The sequence below is a fragment of the Pseudomonas sp. PME37.24/006 genome (assembly GCF_055556635.1).
On the sequence record NZ_JBVHNL010000004.1, the window covers coordinates 133,495 to 151,089 of the forward strand.

General features: G+C 61.9%; 12 protein-coding genes. 9 read left to right on the forward strand and 3 right to left on the reverse strand.

What is annotated here, in order from left to right:
- The first annotated feature begins 15 nt into the window (after window positions 1-15).
- The 9 genes from accC to ACZ3GY_RS16770 all read left to right on the forward strand — a co-directional run bounded on the left by accC (window position 16) and on the right by ACZ3GY_RS16770 (window position 12,567).
- The gene (gene accC, locus ACZ3GY_RS16730; RefSeq protein ID WP_225837935.1) at window positions 16-1,371 is read left to right on the forward strand and encodes an acetyl-CoA carboxylase biotin carboxylase subunit; all 1,356 of its coding nucleotides are present in this window, start codon (window positions 16-18) and stop codon (window positions 1,369-1,371) included.
- Between the two features lie 137 nt (window positions 1,372-1,508).
- Complete coding sequence (gene prmA, locus ACZ3GY_RS16735; protein WP_463562481.1) at window positions 1,509-2,387, forward strand: 50S ribosomal protein L11 methyltransferase; 879 nt, start codon at window positions 1,509-1,511, stop codon at window positions 2,385-2,387.
- Window positions 2,388-2,552: 165 nt separating this feature from the next.
- A complete protein-coding gene (locus ACZ3GY_RS16740; protein ID WP_465911166.1) occupies window positions 2,553-3,959 on the forward strand; it encodes a DUF3426 domain-containing protein in 1,407 nt (468 codons plus the stop codon).
- Between the two features lie 203 nt (window positions 3,960-4,162).
- Complete coding sequence (dusB, locus tag ACZ3GY_RS16745) at window positions 4,163-5,161, forward strand: tRNA dihydrouridine synthase DusB (RefSeq protein ID WP_465911168.1); 999 nt, start codon at window positions 4,163-4,165, stop codon at window positions 5,159-5,161.
- A complete protein-coding gene (gene fis, locus ACZ3GY_RS16750; RefSeq protein ID WP_131174301.1) occupies window positions 5,158-5,478 on the forward strand; it encodes a DNA-binding transcriptional regulator Fis in 321 nt (106 codons plus the stop codon). Before dusB ends, fis begins: the two co-directional genes overlap by 4 nt.
- Before the next feature lie 73 nt (window positions 5,479-5,551).
- Window positions 5,552-7,156, forward strand: coding sequence for a bifunctional phosphoribosylaminoimidazolecarboxamide formyltransferase/IMP cyclohydrolase (gene purH / locus ACZ3GY_RS16755; protein WP_465911170.1), 1,605 nt, complete (start codon window positions 5,552-5,554; stop codon window positions 7,154-7,156).
- Window positions 7,157-7,354: 198 nt separating this feature from the next.
- Window positions 7,355-8,644: a phosphoribosylamine--glycine ligase gene (gene purD / locus ACZ3GY_RS16760; protein ID WP_465911171.1), complete on the forward strand. Its 1,290-nt coding sequence runs from the start codon at window positions 7,355-7,357 to the stop codon at window positions 8,642-8,644.
- Window positions 8,645-8,804: 160 nt separating this feature from the next.
- Window positions 8,805-11,594, forward strand: coding sequence for a hybrid sensor histidine kinase/response regulator (locus ACZ3GY_RS16765; protein ID WP_465911172.1), 2,790 nt, complete (start codon window positions 8,805-8,807; stop codon window positions 11,592-11,594).
- Between the two features lie 88 nt (window positions 11,595-11,682).
- Window positions 11,683-12,567 carry a LysR family transcriptional regulator gene (locus tag ACZ3GY_RS16770; protein ID WP_465911173.1) on the forward strand — a complete coding sequence of 295 codons (885 nt, stop codon included), beginning with the start codon at window positions 11,683-11,685 and terminating at the stop codon, window positions 12,565-12,567.
- On the opposite strand, the gene ACZ3GY_RS16775 is transcribed toward ACZ3GY_RS16770, so the two are convergent.
- From ACZ3GY_RS16775 to ACZ3GY_RS16785, 3 genes are all read right to left on the reverse strand, one after another.
- Complete coding sequence (locus ACZ3GY_RS16775; RefSeq protein WP_465911174.1) at window positions 12,557-13,885, reverse strand: NTP/NDP exchange transporter; 1,329 nt, start codon at window positions 13,883-13,885, stop codon at window positions 12,557-12,559. The genes ACZ3GY_RS16770 and ACZ3GY_RS16775 overlap by 11 nt on opposite strands.
- Before the next feature lie 68 nt (window positions 13,886-13,953).
- Entirely contained in the window at window positions 13,954-15,879 is a 1,926-nt protein-coding gene (locus ACZ3GY_RS16780; RefSeq protein WP_465911175.1) for a RecQ family ATP-dependent DNA helicase, read from the reverse strand.
- Window positions 15,880-16,006: 127 nt separating this feature from the next.
- Window positions 16,007-17,548 (reverse strand): phosphoenolpyruvate carboxykinase, encoded by a 1,542-nt coding sequence (locus ACZ3GY_RS16785; RefSeq protein ID WP_465911176.1) that lies wholly within the window; start codon window positions 17,546-17,548, stop codon window positions 16,007-16,009.
- Window positions 17,549-17,595 lie beyond the last annotated feature (47 nt).

The window sequence follows — 17,595 nt, forward strand, 5'->3', positions numbered from 1 at the left end:
CACGGGGAACCCGTAATGCAGAAGCTGGAAAAAGTTCTGATCGCCAACCGCGGCGAGATTGCCCTGCGCATCCTGCGTGCCTGTAAAGAACTGGGCATCAAGACCGTAGCGGTGCACTCCACTGCCGACCGCGAACTGATGCACTTGGCCCTGGCCGATGAGTCGGTCTGCATCGGCCCGGCACCCGGTAACCTGTCGTACCTGAACATCCCGGCGATCATCAGTGCCGCGGAAGTCACCGGTGCGACCGCCATCCACCCCGGCTACGGCTTCCTCGCGGAAAATGCCGATTTCGCCGAGCAGGTGGAAAACTCCGGTTTTGCCTTCATCGGCCCGAAAGCCGACACCATTCGCCTGATGGGTGACAAAGTGTCGGCCAAGCAGGCCATGATCAAAGCTGGCGTACCCGTGGTGCCTGGCTCTGACGGCCCGCTGCCAGAAGACGAAGCAACCGCTCTGGCAATTGCCCGCGAAGTCGGCTACCCGGTGATCATCAAGGCCGCTGGCGGCGGCGGTGGTCGCGGCATGCGCGTGGTGTGGAAAGAAGAAGAGCTGATCAAGTCGGCTCGACTGACCCGCAGCGAAGCCGGTTCGGTGTTCGGTAACCCAATGGTCTACCTGGAGAAATTCCTCGGCAATCCACGTCACGTGGAAGTCCAGGTGCTCTCCGACGGCCAAGGCAACGCCATCCACCTCTATGACCGCGACTGCTCGCTGCAACGCCGTCACCAGAAGGTACTGGAAGAAGCCCCGGCTCCGATGATCGACGAGAAGGCCCGCGCCGAAGTGCTCAAGCGCTGCGTCGATGCCTGTATCGAAATCGGCTACCGCGGTGCCGGCACGTTCGAATTCCTCTATGAAGACGGTCGTTTCTACTTCATCGAGATGAACACCCGCGTACAGGTCGAGCACCCGGTCACCGAAATGGTCACCGGTATCGACATCGTCAAGGAAATGCTCAGCATCGCCGCGGGTAACAAACTGTCGTACAAGCAGGAAGATGTAAAGCTTCTGGGCCACGCTCTGGAGTGCCGCATCAACGCCGAAGACCCGGATACCTTCATGCCTTGCCCCGGCAAGGTGAAGCACTTCCACGCGCCAGGCGGTTTCGGCGTACGTGTCGACTCGCACCTGTATAGCGGCTACACCGTACCGCCGAACTACGACTCGCTGATCGGCAAGCTGATCACCTACGGCACCACCCGTGACGAGGCCCTGGCCCGCATGCGCAATGCCCTGGAAGAAATCGTCGTCGACGGCATCAAGACCAACGTGCCTCTGCACCGCAACCTGGTTGTGGACAAGGGCTTCTGCGAAGGCGGCGTGAATATCCACTACCTGGAAAAGAAACTGGGTATGGATAAGCACTAAGCAACGAGCAGTATGTTGTGTGCATGACAGGGAGCGGCTAAGGCCGCTCCCTTGTTTTTTCCGGTCGTATTATCATTGACCGCCTTTTTTCTGCAGCCCGAGCCTCCGCCTCGAGGCTGCCTGCACGGGAGCCATCCATGCCCTGGTTACAACTGCGCCTCGCCATCACCCCAGAACAGGCTGAAACCTACGAAGATGCCCTGCTCGAAGTTGGCGCGGTATCGGTTACCTTCATGGATGCCGAAGATCAGCCTATCTTCGAGCCGGATCTGGGCACCACGCCCCTGTGGAGCAACACCCATCTGCTCGCCCTGTTCGAAGCCGACACCGATGCCGAGGCCCTGAGCGCCCATTTGCAGCTGCTGACCGGCGGCGAATTGCCCGAGCATCACTTCGAGGCGATTGCCGACCAGGATTGGGAGCGCAGCTGGATGGACGGCTTCGCGCCGATGCGCTTCGGCCAACGCCTGTGGATCGTACCCAGCTGGCACGAAGCACCCGAGCCGGACGCAGTCAACCTGCTGCTCGACCCCGGCCTGGCGTTTGGCACCGGCACCCACCCAACCACCTCGCTGTGCCTGCAATGGCTCGATGGCCAGGAACTGGAAGGCTGCAGCGTGCTGGACTTCGGCTGCGGCTCGGGAATCCTGGCGATCGCCGCACTGCTGCTCGGCGCACCACGCGCAGTCGGTACCGATATCGACCCCCAGGCACTGGAAGCCTCCCGTGACAATGCCGGGCGCAATGGCATCGCCGAGGAACGCTTCCCGGTCTACCTGCCGGCCGACCTGCCCCAAGAAGCCGCAGATGTGGTGGTGGCCAACATTCTTGCCGGGCCACTGGTCAGCCTGGCACCGCAGATCACTCGCCTGGTGAAAAACGGCGGCCGTCTGGCACTGTCAGGCATTCTCGCCGAGCAGGCCGAGGAAGTGCGCGCTGCCTACGCGTCAGAGTTTCTGCTTGACCCAACCGCAACGCTGGATGGCTGGGTACGTATCAGCGGTGTACGCCGCTGATCAGAGCAAGTGACTGACTGGCCGCCCCCGGATTACGCCCTTGGCTAATCCAGGCTACGCAGGTCGCAATCGCCCGACGCCGCTGATGCCGAAGTGTTGGCTCGTCAGGCAGTTGAGTTAGACTAACCGACCGTTTTCGCCGCCACGCCGGCCGCCGGATTGCGCATGACCGAAAGTTTCATCACCCAATGCCCGAACTGCAGCACCAGCTTCCGCGTGAACTTGGCTCAGCTCGGTATTGCCCAGGGTTCAGTGCGCTGTGGCGCCTGCCTGCAGGTGTTCAACGCCGCTCGCCAGTTGCGCGAGCAGGGTCATAACATCCCGGACATGCGTGCGGCCGCGCCTACAGCACCCAAGGTACCTGCACCTGCACCTGCACCTGCACCTGCACCTGCACCTGCACCTGCACCTGCACCTGCACCTGCACCGAGTATTGCGCCAGAAGCGGCGGCGCCAGCCAAGCCTGCCAGCAAGCTCGATGACGAGACGCTGTGGATTCACGACGACCTCGATCTCGATGATCTGGATCTGGACGAAGAGCTGGCCAAGCTCGAAGCACAGGAACAGCAGCTCTCTCGCCAGTTCCTGGAGCTTGACCAGCTCTCGCGACAGACGCCACGTTTCGACCAACCGGAAGAAGATAACGAGCCCGCCGATGACGAGCGCTGGGCCGAGGCACTGCTGCGCGACGATCCGCCGGTCAGCAAACTGGAGCTCGAACCGCTGATCGAGCAGTCATTCGGCGACTCGCCGGACTTCGGTCAGCCGCCACCGCCCAGCACCAGCGTGCCTGACGATGTGCCACCGATTCCAAAGACACCCGGCATCCGCGACCTGATCGACGCCCCCCAAAAACGCAGCACGACGCGCGAAGATGCTGAACCGAGCTTCAGCCTCAGCGCGCAACGCGATAACGAACCTGCCACCATCGAGCCTGAACACCCGGACGACGATCTGGATGAACCGCAGCCACCCAAACAGAAGAGCGTCCCACGCACTCGCTCACGCAGCGAACCGAACCTGCGTGACGACGCGCTCTTCGAGCTTGAGGAAGAGCCGCTGCAGCTCGACTGGCAACCACCGCGCAAACCCTGGGGCCGCTGGCTGGGCTGGGGCCTGCTCAACCTACTCGCGATTAGCGCGCTGGCCGGCCAGTACGTGATTTATCACTACGCCGAACTGGCGCGCCAGGATCAATACCGCCCCTGGTTCGAACAAGCCTGCCCGGTGCTCGGCTGCAGCCTGCCATCCAAGGTCGATATCGACCAGATCAAGAGCAGCAACCTGGTAGTACGCAGCCACCCCGAATTCAGCGGGGCACTGGTAGTCGACGCGATCCTCTACAATCGCGCGCCCTTCTCCCAGCCATTCCCGCTATTGGAGATGCGCTTTGCCGACCTTAACGGCCAGTTGATCGCCAGTCGCCGCTTCAAACCCAGCGAATACTTGGCGGGCGAACTGGCCGGCCAGGCGGAGATGCCGCCGCAAACACCGATCCATATCGCCCTCGACATCCTCGACCCTGGCGCTCGGGCAGTGAACTACAGCCTCAACTTCCACTCGCCGGAGTAAGGCGCGCCTAGCCGATCAACGGCTTTCAGTAGAAAGCCGTCTGCAACAAGGCAATCGGGCAGCGCGACCGGAAGCCACAGGCCAACTGTTCAGATTTTGTTCAAAACGATCTTTATCCGGTCATTCAGAGCGGGTATGATCTCCACCCTTTTTCGCACTCTCCTACTGGCCTCAACAGCACGTCTCTTGAGCAGGGAAGCCCTATGTCGGCGCTAAGCATCGGCCCCTATACATTGCCCAATCGACTGATCCTGGCCCCAATGGCCGGCGTCACCGATCAGCCGTTCCGACAGCTTTGCCGCCGCCTTGGCGCCGGTATGGTGGTGTCGGAGATGGTTACCAGCGATGTGCGCCTGTGGAATACGCGTAAATCGAGCCTGCGCATGATCCACAGCGGCGATCCGGAGCCACGCTCCGTACAGATCGCCGGTGGCGACCCGCAGATGCTCGCAGAGGCAGCCCGAGCCAACGTGCAACTGGGCGCCCAGATCATCGACATCAACATGGGTTGCCCGGCCAAGAAGGTCTGCAACAAGGCTGCGGGCTCTGCCCTGCTCAAGGATCAGCCGCTGGTGCAGGCGATCCTCGAAGCGGTAGTGGCTGCGGTAGACGTCCCGGTCACGCTGAAGATCCGCACCGGCTGGGACAGACAGAACAAGAACGGTGTCGACGTGGCGCGTATCGCCGAACAATGCGGCATCGTTGCCCTGGCCGTACATGGCCGCACCCGCGCCGACCTGTACACCGGCGACGCCGAATACGACACCATCGCCGCGATCAAACAGGCGGTATCCATCCCGGTATTGGCCAATGGCGACATCGACTCACCGGAAAAGGCCGCTCATGTACTGGCAGCCACCGGAGCCGATGGTTTGCTGATCGGCAGGGCAGCCCAGGGCCGCCCATGGATTTTCAGAGAAATAGAGCATTACCTGCGCACCGGCGCCCACTGCCCCGCCCCTGCGCTGACCGAGATTGAACGCATTCTGCTCGAGCACTTGGCCGCCCTCCACGCCTTCTACGGCGATGTGATGGGTGTGCGCATCGCCCGCAAGCACGTCGGTTGGTACCTCTCGACGTTGCCCGGCGCCCGCGAATTCCGAGCTGAGTTCAATCGTCTGGATAGCCAGGAGGCGCAGTGTGCAAGCGTTCGCCAGTTCTTCGGTGAGCGCTATAACGATGAAGATGGGGTGGCCGCATGACCATGTTGAACGAGACCTTAGGAAGTGGGATTGCACCCGTGAGCGACAACACCAGTTTGAAACAACACCTCAACACGCCGAGCGAAGAAGGCCAGACCCTGCGCGGCAGCGTCGAAAAAGCCTTGCATAACTATTTCGCTCACCTTGAAGGTGCGGACGTTACCGACGTCTACAACCTGGTGCTCACCGAAGTGGAAGCCCCGCTGCTGGAAACCGTCATGAATTACGTGAAAGGTAACCAGACCAAAGCCTCCGAACTGCTTGGTCTGAACCGCGGCACCCTGCGCAAGAAGCTCAAGCAGTACGACCTTCTCTGATCCTGCATTCCGGAAAAAGGCGACTCGATGAAGTCGCCTTTTTTGCTAATACTCTGCTCTGATGGACTCTGAAATGACCGACCAGACCACCCGCCTCCCCGTCCGCCGCGCGCTGATCAGTGTCTCCGACAAGACCGGCATCCTCGAATTCGCCCGCGAACTCGTCGCCCTAAACGTGGAAATCCTCTCCACCGGCGGCACCTACAAGCTGCTCAAGGACAATGGTGTGGCAGCAGTGGAAGTGGCCGACTACACCGGCTTCCCGGAAATGATGGACGGCCGGGTGAAGACCCTGCACCCGAAAATCCATGGTGGCATCCTTGGCCGTCGCGCCCTCGACGGCGCGGTGATGGACGAGCACGGCATCAAGCCGATCGACCTGGTGGCAGTCAACCTGTATCCCTTCGCCGCCACCGTCGCCAAGCCGGGCTGTGACCTCGCCGACGCCATCGAGAACATTGATATCGGCGGGCCGACCATGGTGCGTTCGGCTGCGAAAAACCACAAAGACGTGGCCATCGTGGTCAATGCCGGCGACTACGCCGCGGTCATCGACTCCTTGAAAATCGGTGGCCTGTGCTACGCGCAGCGCTTCGACCTGGCCCTCAAAGCCTTCGAGCACACCGCGGCCTATGACGGCATGATCGCCAACTACCTGGGCACCATCGACCAGGGCCGCGACACACTGTCCACCGAAGACCGCAGTTTGTTCCCACGCACCTTCAGCGCTCAGTTCATCAAGGCGCAAGACATGCGCTACGGTGAAAATCCGCACCAGAAAGCCGCCTTCTACGTCGAGCATGCCAGCGAAGCCTGCGTGGCGACCGCGGTGCAGCTACAGGGCAAGGAACTGTCGTTCAACAACGTGGCCGACACCGACGCCGCACTGGAATGCGTGAAGAGCTTCGTCAAGCCGGCCTGCGTGATCGTCAAGCACGCCAACCCGTGCGGCGTGGCCGTGGCCCTGGACAGCGAAGGCGGCATCCGCCAGGCCTACGAACTGGCTTACGCCACCGACACCGAATCGGCGTTCGGCGGCATCATCGCCTTCAACCGCGAGTTGGATGGCGAAACCGCCAAAGCCATCGTCGAGCGCCAGTTCGTCGAAGTGATCATCGCCCCGAAAATCAGCGCCGCGGCTCGTGAAGTGGTCGCCACCAAAGCCAACGTGCGCCTGCTCGAGTGCGGCGAATGGCCGGCCGAACGCGCGGCGGGCTGGGACTACAAACGCGTCAACGGCGGTCTGCTACTGCAGAGCCGTGATATCGGAATGATTACCGCCGATGACCTGAAGATCGTCACCCAGCGCGCGCCAAGCGAGCAGGAAGTCCACGACCTGATCTTTGCCTGGAAAGTGGCCAAGTTCGTCAAATCCAATGCCATCGTCTACGCCAAGGGCCGCCAGACCATCGGCGTCGGCGCCGGCCAGATGAGCCGCGTCAACTCCGCGCGCATCGCCGCGATCAAAGCTGAGCATGCCGGCTTGCAAGTCGCTGGCTCGGTGATGGCATCCGATGCTTTCTTCCCGTTCCGCGATGGCCTGGATAACGCCGCCGCCAATGGCATCACTGCAGTGATTCAGCCAGGCGGTTCGATGCGCGATGCGGAAGTGATCGCTGCCGCCGACGAAGCCGGTATTGCCATGGTGTTTACCGGCATGCGCCACTTTAGGCACTAAATCGGCCTCACTCGGACAGGCATCTGCGGCGTTGCCTGGTACCTCCTCAATGCTCATTGCCAGTAGGCAACTCCGCTTGAGGAGGTACCAGGCGCCTTGCATCTACCAGCCCGATCGCGACCTCGATATTTGCAGGGTGAATAGTAAAAGCACTATCCACCGAACGGGCCCAAGGCCCGCCTCCATTGGGAGAAAGACATGAATGTATTGATCATCGGCAGCGGCGGTCGTGAACACGCCCTGGCCTGGAAAGTGGCGCAGGACAAGCGCATCGAGAAAGTCTTCATCGCCCCGGGTAACGCTGGCACCGCCACCGAAGCCAAGTGCGAAAACATCGCCATCGACGTCCTGGATATTCAGGCACTGGCCGATTTCGCCGAGAAGAACGTGCAACTGACCATCGTTGGTCCGGAAGCGCCACTGGTCAAAGGCGTGGTCGACCTGTTCCGCACCCGCAAGCTGGATATCTTCGGCCCCACCGCCGCGGCGGCTCAGCTGGAAGGCTCCAAGGCCTTCACCAAGGACTTCCTGGCGCGCCAGAATATCCCTACCGCCGATTACCAGAATTTCACCGAAGTGGAGCCAGCCCTGGCCTACCTGCGTGAGAAGGGCGCACCAATCGTCATCAAGGCCGACGGTTTGGCAGCAGGCAAAGGCGTGATCGTCGCCATGACGCTGCAGGAAGCCGAAGATGCCGTGCGTGACATGCTCGCCGGCAATGCCTTCGGTGAAGCCGGCTCACGGGTAGTGATCGAGGAATTCCTCGACGGCGAAGAAGCCAGCTTCATCGTCATGGTCGACGGCGAGAACGTGCTGCCGATGGCCACCAGCCAGGATCACAAGCGCGTTGGCGACGCCGACAGCGGCCCGAACACCGGCGGCATGGGCGCCTACTCGCCGGCCCCGGTGGTCACCGCTGAAGTGCATAAACGGGTGATGGACGAAGTCATCTACCCCACCGTGCGCGGCATGGCAGCCGAGGGCAATGTCTACACCGGTTTCCTGTACGCAGGCCTGATGATCGACAAAGCCGGCAAGCCCAAGGTCATCGAATTCAACTGCCGTTTCGGCGACCCGGAAACCCAGCCGATCATGGTGCGCCTCGAGTCGTCGCTGGTGCTGCTGGTCGAAGCCGCACTGGCCAAGGCACTGGACAAGGTCGAAGCACGCTGGGATCCACGCCCAACCGTCGGCGTCGTGCTGGCGGCTGGCGGCTACCCGGGCGACTACGGCAAAGGTGACGTAATCGAAGGCCTGGACGACGCCGCGACCCTCGAAGGCAAGGTGTTCCACGCCGGTACTGCGCTCAAAGACGGCAAGGTCGTCACTGCTGGCGGCCGCGTGCTCTGTGCCACAGCCATCGGTGCGAGCGTTGCCGACGCCCAGCAGCAGGCTTACCGCCTGGCCGAGAAGATTCGCTGGAACGGCATGTTCCACCGCAACGATATCGGCTACCGTGCTATCGCACGCGAGCGCGGCGAAAACTGATGTAACAAGACAGCGGCATCAATCGATGCCGCCCGTCCGCAATACTCGAGCACCACGGATCATCAGGGTGCTCAGGCTGTCAGGATAGCGTCTCAGTGTCATAGTTTGCGCCACCACGGCCGGCTATAATCCAGCCGTATCACCTCAAAGGGACTGCCTCGTGCGACGGCTCAGGATTGCCATAGGTTTACTCGTTAGCCTGCTATTGGCCGGCGCCTGCCTGTCGAGCATGGCAGCGCCATATCAAGCCTCGGCGCCTTATGCCAGCGGCTGGTCGGTCTTCGTCGACGACAGCGCCCAGATGACCCTGGATGACGTGCGCAACCGGCGTAACCAGTTCCTTGCGCTCGATAACCTCGCCTTTACTTACCCCCCCAGCCAGAAAGCCGTCTGGTTGCGTTTCGACGTGCCTGAACACCAAGCACCCTATTGGCTTTGGGTGTTCGCCCCTCGTGTGCAATTGCTTGATTACTACCTGCTGCAGGGCGCGCAGGTTGAGCAAAGCGTACACACCGGTGAATCGATGCCGCTGAGTTCGCGCCCGCTGCCCTCGCGTGCGTACCTGATGTCCCTCCCCAATGACGGGCAGGCGCGGGAGGTCTATGTACGGATGACCTCCAACCACCCGCTGATGGCCTGGTTCAAGGTCATCGACGAGAGCGAACTGGTCAGCCTGGAAAAACCGGCCTACCTGTTTGGCGCACTGCTCGGCGCCCTGCTGCTGGTGGTGGTCTACAACCTGATCCGCTTCGCCTACGCGCGCTCGGTCTGCAGCCTGTGGCTGGCAGGGCTGCACGCAGGCCTGGCAACCTGTGCAGCGGCCAACCTGGGCATGCTCGCGGCCTGGGTGCCAAGCCTCGGTTACAACCAATCACTGATCGCCGATATCAGCGCGTTGATCGCCGCGTTCTGCCTGTCATCGTTCGCCCTCGGTTTCTTCCGCAATACACCGATGCAGCGCAGCAAGCTCAACTGGCTGCTGCAGGGGCATGCGCTGCTGACCCTGGCGCTGGGCCTGACCATTCTGATCACCGGCCTGCTCTGGTACAGCTCGCTGGTGTACCTGACGGTATTCCTCGGCACCTTGTTCGTGCTGCTAGTCAGCGCTGTGCACTGGCATAACGGCTACCAGTCGGCACGGCTGATCGTCAGCGGCATGGTGGTGTTCAACGTTGGCTTCGGCCTCTTCATTCCGATTCTGCTCGGTTTCGATCAGCTCGATCCCGGCTGGCTGGTAACCGGGGTATTCACCATCGCCACCCTCAGCGGCGTGGTACTCAGCGCAGCATTGGCCGAACATCAGCGGCAGTTGCAGCGTGCTGCCTCACGAGCACGCACCGCACTGGCTGCCAATGACGCCGAGCTAAAAGCCAAGGCCGAGTTTCTGGCCAAGATCAGCCACGAGATCCGCACCCCCATGAATGGCGTACTGGGCATGACCGAGCTGCTGCTCGGTACGCCCCTGTCGGCGAAACAGCGCGACTATGTACAAACCATCCACAGTTCCGGCAACGAGCTGCTCAACCTGATCAACGAGATTCTCGACATTTCCAAACTGGAATCCGGGCAGATCGAACTGGATGACGTGCAATTCGACCTCAACGCTCTCACGGAAGACTGCCTGGATATCTTCCGTGCCAAGGCCGAATTGCAAAAAATCGAGCTGATCAGCTTTATTCAGCCACAGGTGCCACGGATCGTCAGCGGTGATCCCACACGCCTGCGCCAGACGTTGCTGAGCCTGCTCGACAATGCCTTCAAGCAGACCAGCGAAGGCGAGATTCTCCTGGTGGTGGCACTCGATACCAGTGGTGAGCAACCACGCCTGCGCTTCGCCGTGCAGGACAGCGGCCACCCACTCAATGCCAGCGAGCGCGACGCATTGCTCAATACCGAACTGCAGAGCAGTGACTTCCTGTCAGCTACCCGCCTGGGCGGTCGCCTGGGGCTGATCATCGCGCGCCAGTTGATTCGTCTGATGGGCGGGGAGTTCGGCATTCAGAATGGCGGTAACCAGGGGTCGACGCTGTGGTTGACCCTCCCCCTGGACAACGCCCGCCTGCAACAGCCAGGCACTGATATCGACGGTACGCTACAGGGCACCCGCCTACTGGTGGTAGACGACAACGACACCTGCCGCAAAGTGTTGCTGCAGCAGTGCAATGCCTGGGGTATGAACGTCAGCAGCGTGCCATCGGGCAAGGAAGCGCTGGCCCTGCTGCGCACCAAGGCGCACATGCGCGAATACTTCGACGCGGTGCTACTCGATCAGGACATGCCCGGCATGAGTGGCATGCAGTTGGCGGCGAAGATCAAGGAAGACCCAAGCCTCAACAACGATATCCTGATCATCATGCTCACCGGCATCAGCCATGCACCGAGCAAGGTCATTGCCCGCAATGCCGGCATCAAGCGCATCCTCGCCAAACCGGTGGCAGGCTACACCCTCAAGGCCACCCTGGCTGACGAACTGGCCCAGCGTCAGCGTGGGCAGAGTGTTCCCATGGCCCTCAGTACCACGCCGCTGAGGGTACCGGAAGATTTTCGCATCCTTGTCGCCGAAGACAACAGCATTTCCACCAAGGTGATTCGCGGCATGCTCGGCAAGCTCAACGTGCAGCCCGATACGGCCAGCAATGGTGAAGAAGCGCTGAGTGCGATGAAAGCGCAGCGCTACGACCTGGTGCTGATGGATTGCGAAATGCCGGTGCTTGATGGCTTCTCCGCAACCGAGCAACTGCGCGCCTGGGAAATTGCCGAACGCCGCCAACGTACTCCGGTGGTTGCATTGACCGCGCATATCCTCAACGAGCACAAGGAACGCGCGCGGCAGGTCGGCATGGACGGTCACATGGCCAAACCAGTAGAGATGTCACAACTGCGCGACCTGATCGAGCACTGGGTCGGCGAACGCCGGGATCAGCCCGAGGACGACACCGTGCCGAATTGAGTGGCCTGCTAGAATCGCGCTTGAACACTGCTGAGCAGGCGCGCCCTACGCGCCGCGACAGCGTCGCCACCGTCACGACGAAGCGCCCATGGATATCAAGCAGCTCAAGTTTCTGATCGCCCTCGACGAGACCCGTCACTTCGGCCAAGCGGCAGCACGCTGCCACATAACGCAGCCGACGTTGTCGATGCGTCTGCGCAAGCTGGAAGACGAGCTGGGTCTGGAACTGGTGCGGCGCGGGCAGCGCTTCGAAGGTTTCAGCACCGAAGGTGAACGCATCCTCGCCTGGGCCCGTAGCCTGATGGCCGCTCACGATGGCCTGTATGCAGAGGCAGCGGCCTGCCGCGGGCAACTGGTCGGCACTCTGCGCCTCGGCGTGGTGCCACTGTCGGGTTTCGATCCGATGGATCTGGTGCAGCTGTTCGCCGAACAGCATCCCGGGCTACGTTTCCAGCTATTCGCCTTGAGCAGCGACCAGATCCTCGAGCGCCTGGGCAGTAATCAACTCGACCTCGGGCTGTCGTACCTCGACCGTCTCGACCGTGAACATTTCGACAGCCTGGAACTGGCCGCGACACACATGGGGTTGCTGTATGACCGTCGTCATTTTCAGTTCACGGAAACAACCCTGCGCTGGGAAAACCTGATCGAACTGCCGCTGGGCCTACTGTCTGCCGGTATGCACTTTCGCCAGTCGATCGACCACAGCTTCCGCTCACGGGGCCTGACGCCACTGCCGAAGCTGGAAACCGATGCCGTTCACCAGTTGCTGCAGGCCGTCAGCGCCGGCCTGTGCTGCTCAATCATGCCGCTGCGCAATGGCCTTGCCGAATTCACCAACGACTTGGTGCTGACGCCCATCGAGGACGCCCATACCCTGGCGCCGCTGGGCCTGATCATGCGCCGCAGCGCACCTCGCTCGGCGCTGGCCGAAGCCTGCTTCGCCGAGGCACGCTCGCTAATCAGCGCATGAGCGGAGGCTCGCCGCTCTCGCTCGGTGGCTGTACGCCGGTTTCACCGCGATCGGCGCGACCGCCCAGGTACCAGCCGAGCAGCCCCCAGATGGCCGCACACAGCGCTCCGATCACCGCAATCAACGCCACGCCGTAACCGAGCATGTCGATCAGGCTCTTGGCCCAACCGCTGACCGCATCACCGCCGCGATAGACCACGGTGTCGATGAAGTTCTTGGCCTTGTACTTGCTCTCGGCATCCAGCGGCGCGAAGAGCATTTCCCGCCCCGGCCGTACGAATGCGTATTCACCGATGCGCCGCACGATCATCAGCCCCGCCAGCACGGCGAAGGTGGGTGCCATGGCCAGGGCGAGAAAGCCCACGCACATCAGCACCGGCACCGCCGCCAGCAGCGCGCGTACGCCCAGGCGCTGAGCGACCCGCCCGGTGATGAACAACTGGGCCAGTAGCGCTCCCGCCTGCACCACGAAGTCGATCAACCCGAACACGCGCACCTGCTCGTCACGATCAGGGAACAGCTCGGCCACCAGCCGCGCCTGCTCGAAGTACAGAAAGGTAGTGACGGTGGCGAGCAGGATGACGAAAGCGGATATCCCCAGCAGGTAGGACGACTGGAACACCCGAGTCATGCCGCTGAACGGATTGCCCGCCACCGGGCGCCGTGGATTTTCCGCCTGGCTGGCGCCCGGTCGCCCTGCTCCGGCACGCTCGCGCCAGCCCATCAGGTAATGTTTGAGCGCCAGGGCACCAGCCAGCAGCAATGCAGCCAGCAACGCCAGGCCACTGGCACCGACGGCGCCCACCAGCAGCGCACTGAGCGCCGGACCAGCCAGGCCACCGACGCTGGCACCGGCAGCGATGAAAGCGAACAGCCGCTTGGCCTGCGGTGAGTCGAAGACATCGGCCATCAGGCTCCAGGCCACAGACACCACGAACAGGTTGTAGACCGAGATCCACACGTAGAACACCCGTGCCATCCACAAGCTCTCGCTGGTGACACTGAATGCCACGGCGAAAGCCAGCAGGTTGAGGCAGAAGAAGCCGTAGACCCAGTCGATGAAATGAATGCGCGGCACTCTGGAGTTGAGCCAGGCGAACAGCGGCACGGCCAGCAACATGACCACGAAGGTCGCGGTAAACAGCCACTGCAGATTCTCCACACCGGCCTGGATACCCATGGACTCACGGATCGGCCGCAGCATGAAGTAGCCGCAGAACAGGCAGAAAAACAGCGCGAAGCCCGCCAGAGCGGCTGCCAGCTCTCCGGGCTGTGCATTGATCGCGCGGGCCACGCGCTGCGGCAGAGAAAGGGACATGGCAACGCTCTCGGAGTCGAAGCGTTGCAGTATGGCCTACTCGGGCGAGTGGTATTTCGACAGCCGGCTCAACCCGCGCTCAACCAGGCCCTGATCTCGCTGTACGGATAATCCTCCAACGCCGCGAAACCACTGATCTGCCGGGCCTTGAGGCGGGTGAACAGCGGCACGCTGATGCCGCACAAGAAGCGCGCCAGACATTCGTTACTAGGCAATTCACCACCGCGGGCGCCTTGGTACTTGCTGATGAACGCGCCACACAACTGATCACGATCAAGGCCCGCCAACGGCGCGAGCGAAGGCGGCTCCGGCAGGTGAGCGACCTGGCCGCGACAGACCGAGCAGTGCCCGCACTGCCGTGGCGCACGCTCGTCGCCGAAGTACACCGCCAGGCGATGGCTCAGGCACTGCTCACTGGCGAACAGCTCGAGCATGGCCTGGATACGACGGATCTCGCTGCCCTCCTGAGCCTGGAAGTAGCCGTGCAGTTCGCCCGCCAGGGTCTGAGTGTCGAAGCCTTGCAGCACGGCATAGACATCAGTCATCTGCTTGCTTTCCAGTTCGATCCAGCCGCGCTCCTGAAAGAAGTCCAGTGCCTTGACCACCCGCAAGCGTTCCGCCTGGTGATCGCGATACAACGCGTCGAAATCCACCGTGCACCAGGTCCGCGCCCGGGTCGAGGCATTGACGATGGCTTCGACGAACTGCCGGCGCTCCCCTTCGAAACGCGCCAGCAAGGCCTCGGGTTCGATCAGGTACTTGAAGCGGTATTCGGCGAAGTAGGCATAACGCGGCGCGATGATGCCGCGCAGCTCGAGTTGCACGAGCAGCGTCTTGAGCGGCAACTGGCGGATATTGCTGTGGTCGCTCAGCGCATTGATGGTCATTTCCCACTGGCCGCCGCTGGCGTTGTCGCGAATTTCCTCGAGCACCCTGGCGATACCGTCGAGCTCCGGCGTATCGCCGTAGACGAAGTTCTCCAGCACATTGAGGCTGTCGCGATTGGCCAGCACCAGGCAATCCGAGGGTTCGCCATCACGGCCGGCGCGGCCAATCTCCTGGCTGTAGTTCTCTACCGACTTGGGCAGGTCGAAATGCACCACGTTGCGGATATCACGCTTGTCGATGCCCATGCCGAAGGCGATGGTCGCGACGATGCAACCCAGCTCACCCGCCATGAAGCGGCGCTGGATCGCCTCACGGATCTCATGCCCCATGCCGGCGTGGTAGGCGCTGACGGAAAGGCCCTGCTGGCTGAGTTGCTCGGCCACCTGCTCCGCGGTCTTCTGCTGGGTGACATAGACGATGCTCGACTCGCCCCGCTTGGCGCCCAGCCACTGCTGCAGGCGCCGTTGCTTGTCACGGCCCGCCACGGGCTCGACCAGCAGGTTCAGGTTGGGCCGATAGAAACCGGTGGTGACCACGTCCTCGGCGGCGATGGCGAACTTCTTCTGCATGTCCGCGATCACCGGCGGCGTGGCCGTGGCGGTGAGCAGCAGCACCTGGGCGATAGCGAACTGACGCTGATAATCCGGCAGCTTCAGGTAGTCCGGTCGGAAGTTGTGGCCCCACTCGGAAATACAGTGAGCCTCGTCGACCACCAGCAGGGAAATCGGCACGCCGGCGATGAAGTTGCGAAACCGCTCGTTCTTCAGGCGCTCGACCGAAATCATCAGGATCTTCAGCTCACCAGACTTCGCCTTGGCCATGGTTTCGCTGACCTGCTCGCGGCTCTGCGCCGAATCGATGCTGGCCGCACTGATGCCATGTCGATGCAGAAAGGCGAGCTGATCCTGCATCAGTGCCAGCAGCGGCGAGACCACCACGGTCAGGTGCGGCAAATGCAATGCCGGCAACTGGTAGCACAGGGACTTGCCCGAGCCGGTGGGGAAGATCGCCGCAGCCGAGCGGCCGGCGAGTACGGCGCTGATGACCGTTTCCTGGCCGGGCCGCAGCTGATCGAAACCGAAGACACGTTTGAGGGTACTGGGCATATGCTGTCACTCCATTGACCGCCTGATGGCCAATAACCGTAGCGTGTATGGAAAGCGTTTTACAGGCCGCGATAGCCCATAAATGACAAAGCCGCCCGAAGGCGGCTCTGTCGAACACGTGGCGAGCTTACAGCTGCGGGCCGGCGCTCTTGATGGCATCGCTGACATCGAACTTGGTGAAGTTGTCGATGAACAGCTTGGCCAGGCCTTTGGCGGCCTCGTCGTAGGCATTCTGGTCAGCCCAGGTGTTGCGCGGGTTGAGCAGATTGGTCTCGACGCCCGGAACGGCCTTCGGCACGCTCAGGTTGATGATCGGCAGTTGCTCGGTTTCGGTACCGATCAGCGCACCGCTCTGGATGGCTGCAATCACGCCACGCGTGGTCGGGATGTTGAAACGCTTGCCGACGCCGTAGCCACCGCCAGTCCAGCCGGTGTTGACCAGATAGACTTTGGAGCCGAACGCCTGGATGCGCTTGATCAGCAGCTCGGCGTAAACGCCAGCCGGGCGCGGGAAGAACGGTGCGCCGAAGCAGGTGGAGAAGGTCGACTTGATGCCAGGACCCGAACCCATTTCGGTAGAACCGACCAGAGCGGTGTAACCGGACAGGAAGTGATAGGCCGCCTGCTCTTCGTTGAGGATCGACACCGGTGGCAGCACGCCAGTCAGGTCGCAGGTCAGGAAGATCACTGCATTCGGCTCGCCACCGAGGTTCTTCTCGCTGCGCTTCTCGACGAATTCCAGCGGGTAAGCGGCGCGGCTGTTCTGGGTCAGGCTGTCGTCGGTGTAGTCCGGCGCGCGCTGCTCGTCGAGCACCACGTTTTCCAGCACGGTACCGAACTTGATGGCTTTCCAGATGACTGGCTCGTTCTTCTCGGACAGGTCGATGCACTTGGCATAGCAACCGCCTTCGATGTTGAACACCACGCCGGTGCCCCAGCCATGCTCGTCGTCACCGATCAGGTAACGGCTTTCATCGGCGGACAGGGTGGTCTTGCCGGTGCCGGACAGACCGAAGAACAGGGTCACGTCGCCTTCTTCACCGATGTTGGCAGCGCAGTGCATCGGCAGCACGTCGGCGGCCGGCAGCAGGAAGTTCTGCACGCTGAACATGGCTTTCTTCATTTCACCGGCGTAACGCATACCGGCGATCAGCACCTTCTTCTGAGCGAAGTTGATGATCACGCAACCGTCGGAGTTGGTGCCATCACGCTCAGGCACGCATTCGAAGTTGGCAACGTTGAGTACTTGCCATTCCTGCCTGGCGGACGGGTTGTACTGCGCCGGCTCGATAAACAGCTGGCGGCCGAAGAGGTTCTGCCAGGCGGTGGCAGTGGTCATCTTGACAGGCAGGTAGTGAGCTTCGGCGGAACCTACATGAACGTGAGAAACGAAGCTGTCCTGAGCGTCGGAGAACGCCTGAACGCGATCCCACAGGGCATCGAACTTGTCAGCCGGGAACTTGCGGTTGATCGGCCCCCAGCCGATGTCAGCCGAAGTGCTCGGCTCATCGACGATGAAGCGATCGACCGGAGAACGCCCGGTACGGTGGCCGGTGCGTACAACCAGAGCACCGCTGGACGCCAGTTCGCCCTCACCGCGACGAAGGGCTTCTTCGACCAGTTGAGCGGTGCTGATGTCGGTGTACACAGCGTTATTGGCTTGCGTCATGTGAGTCCCCGTCGGCCAACGGCCGAGTCTTCCAAACGTTTTGTAGT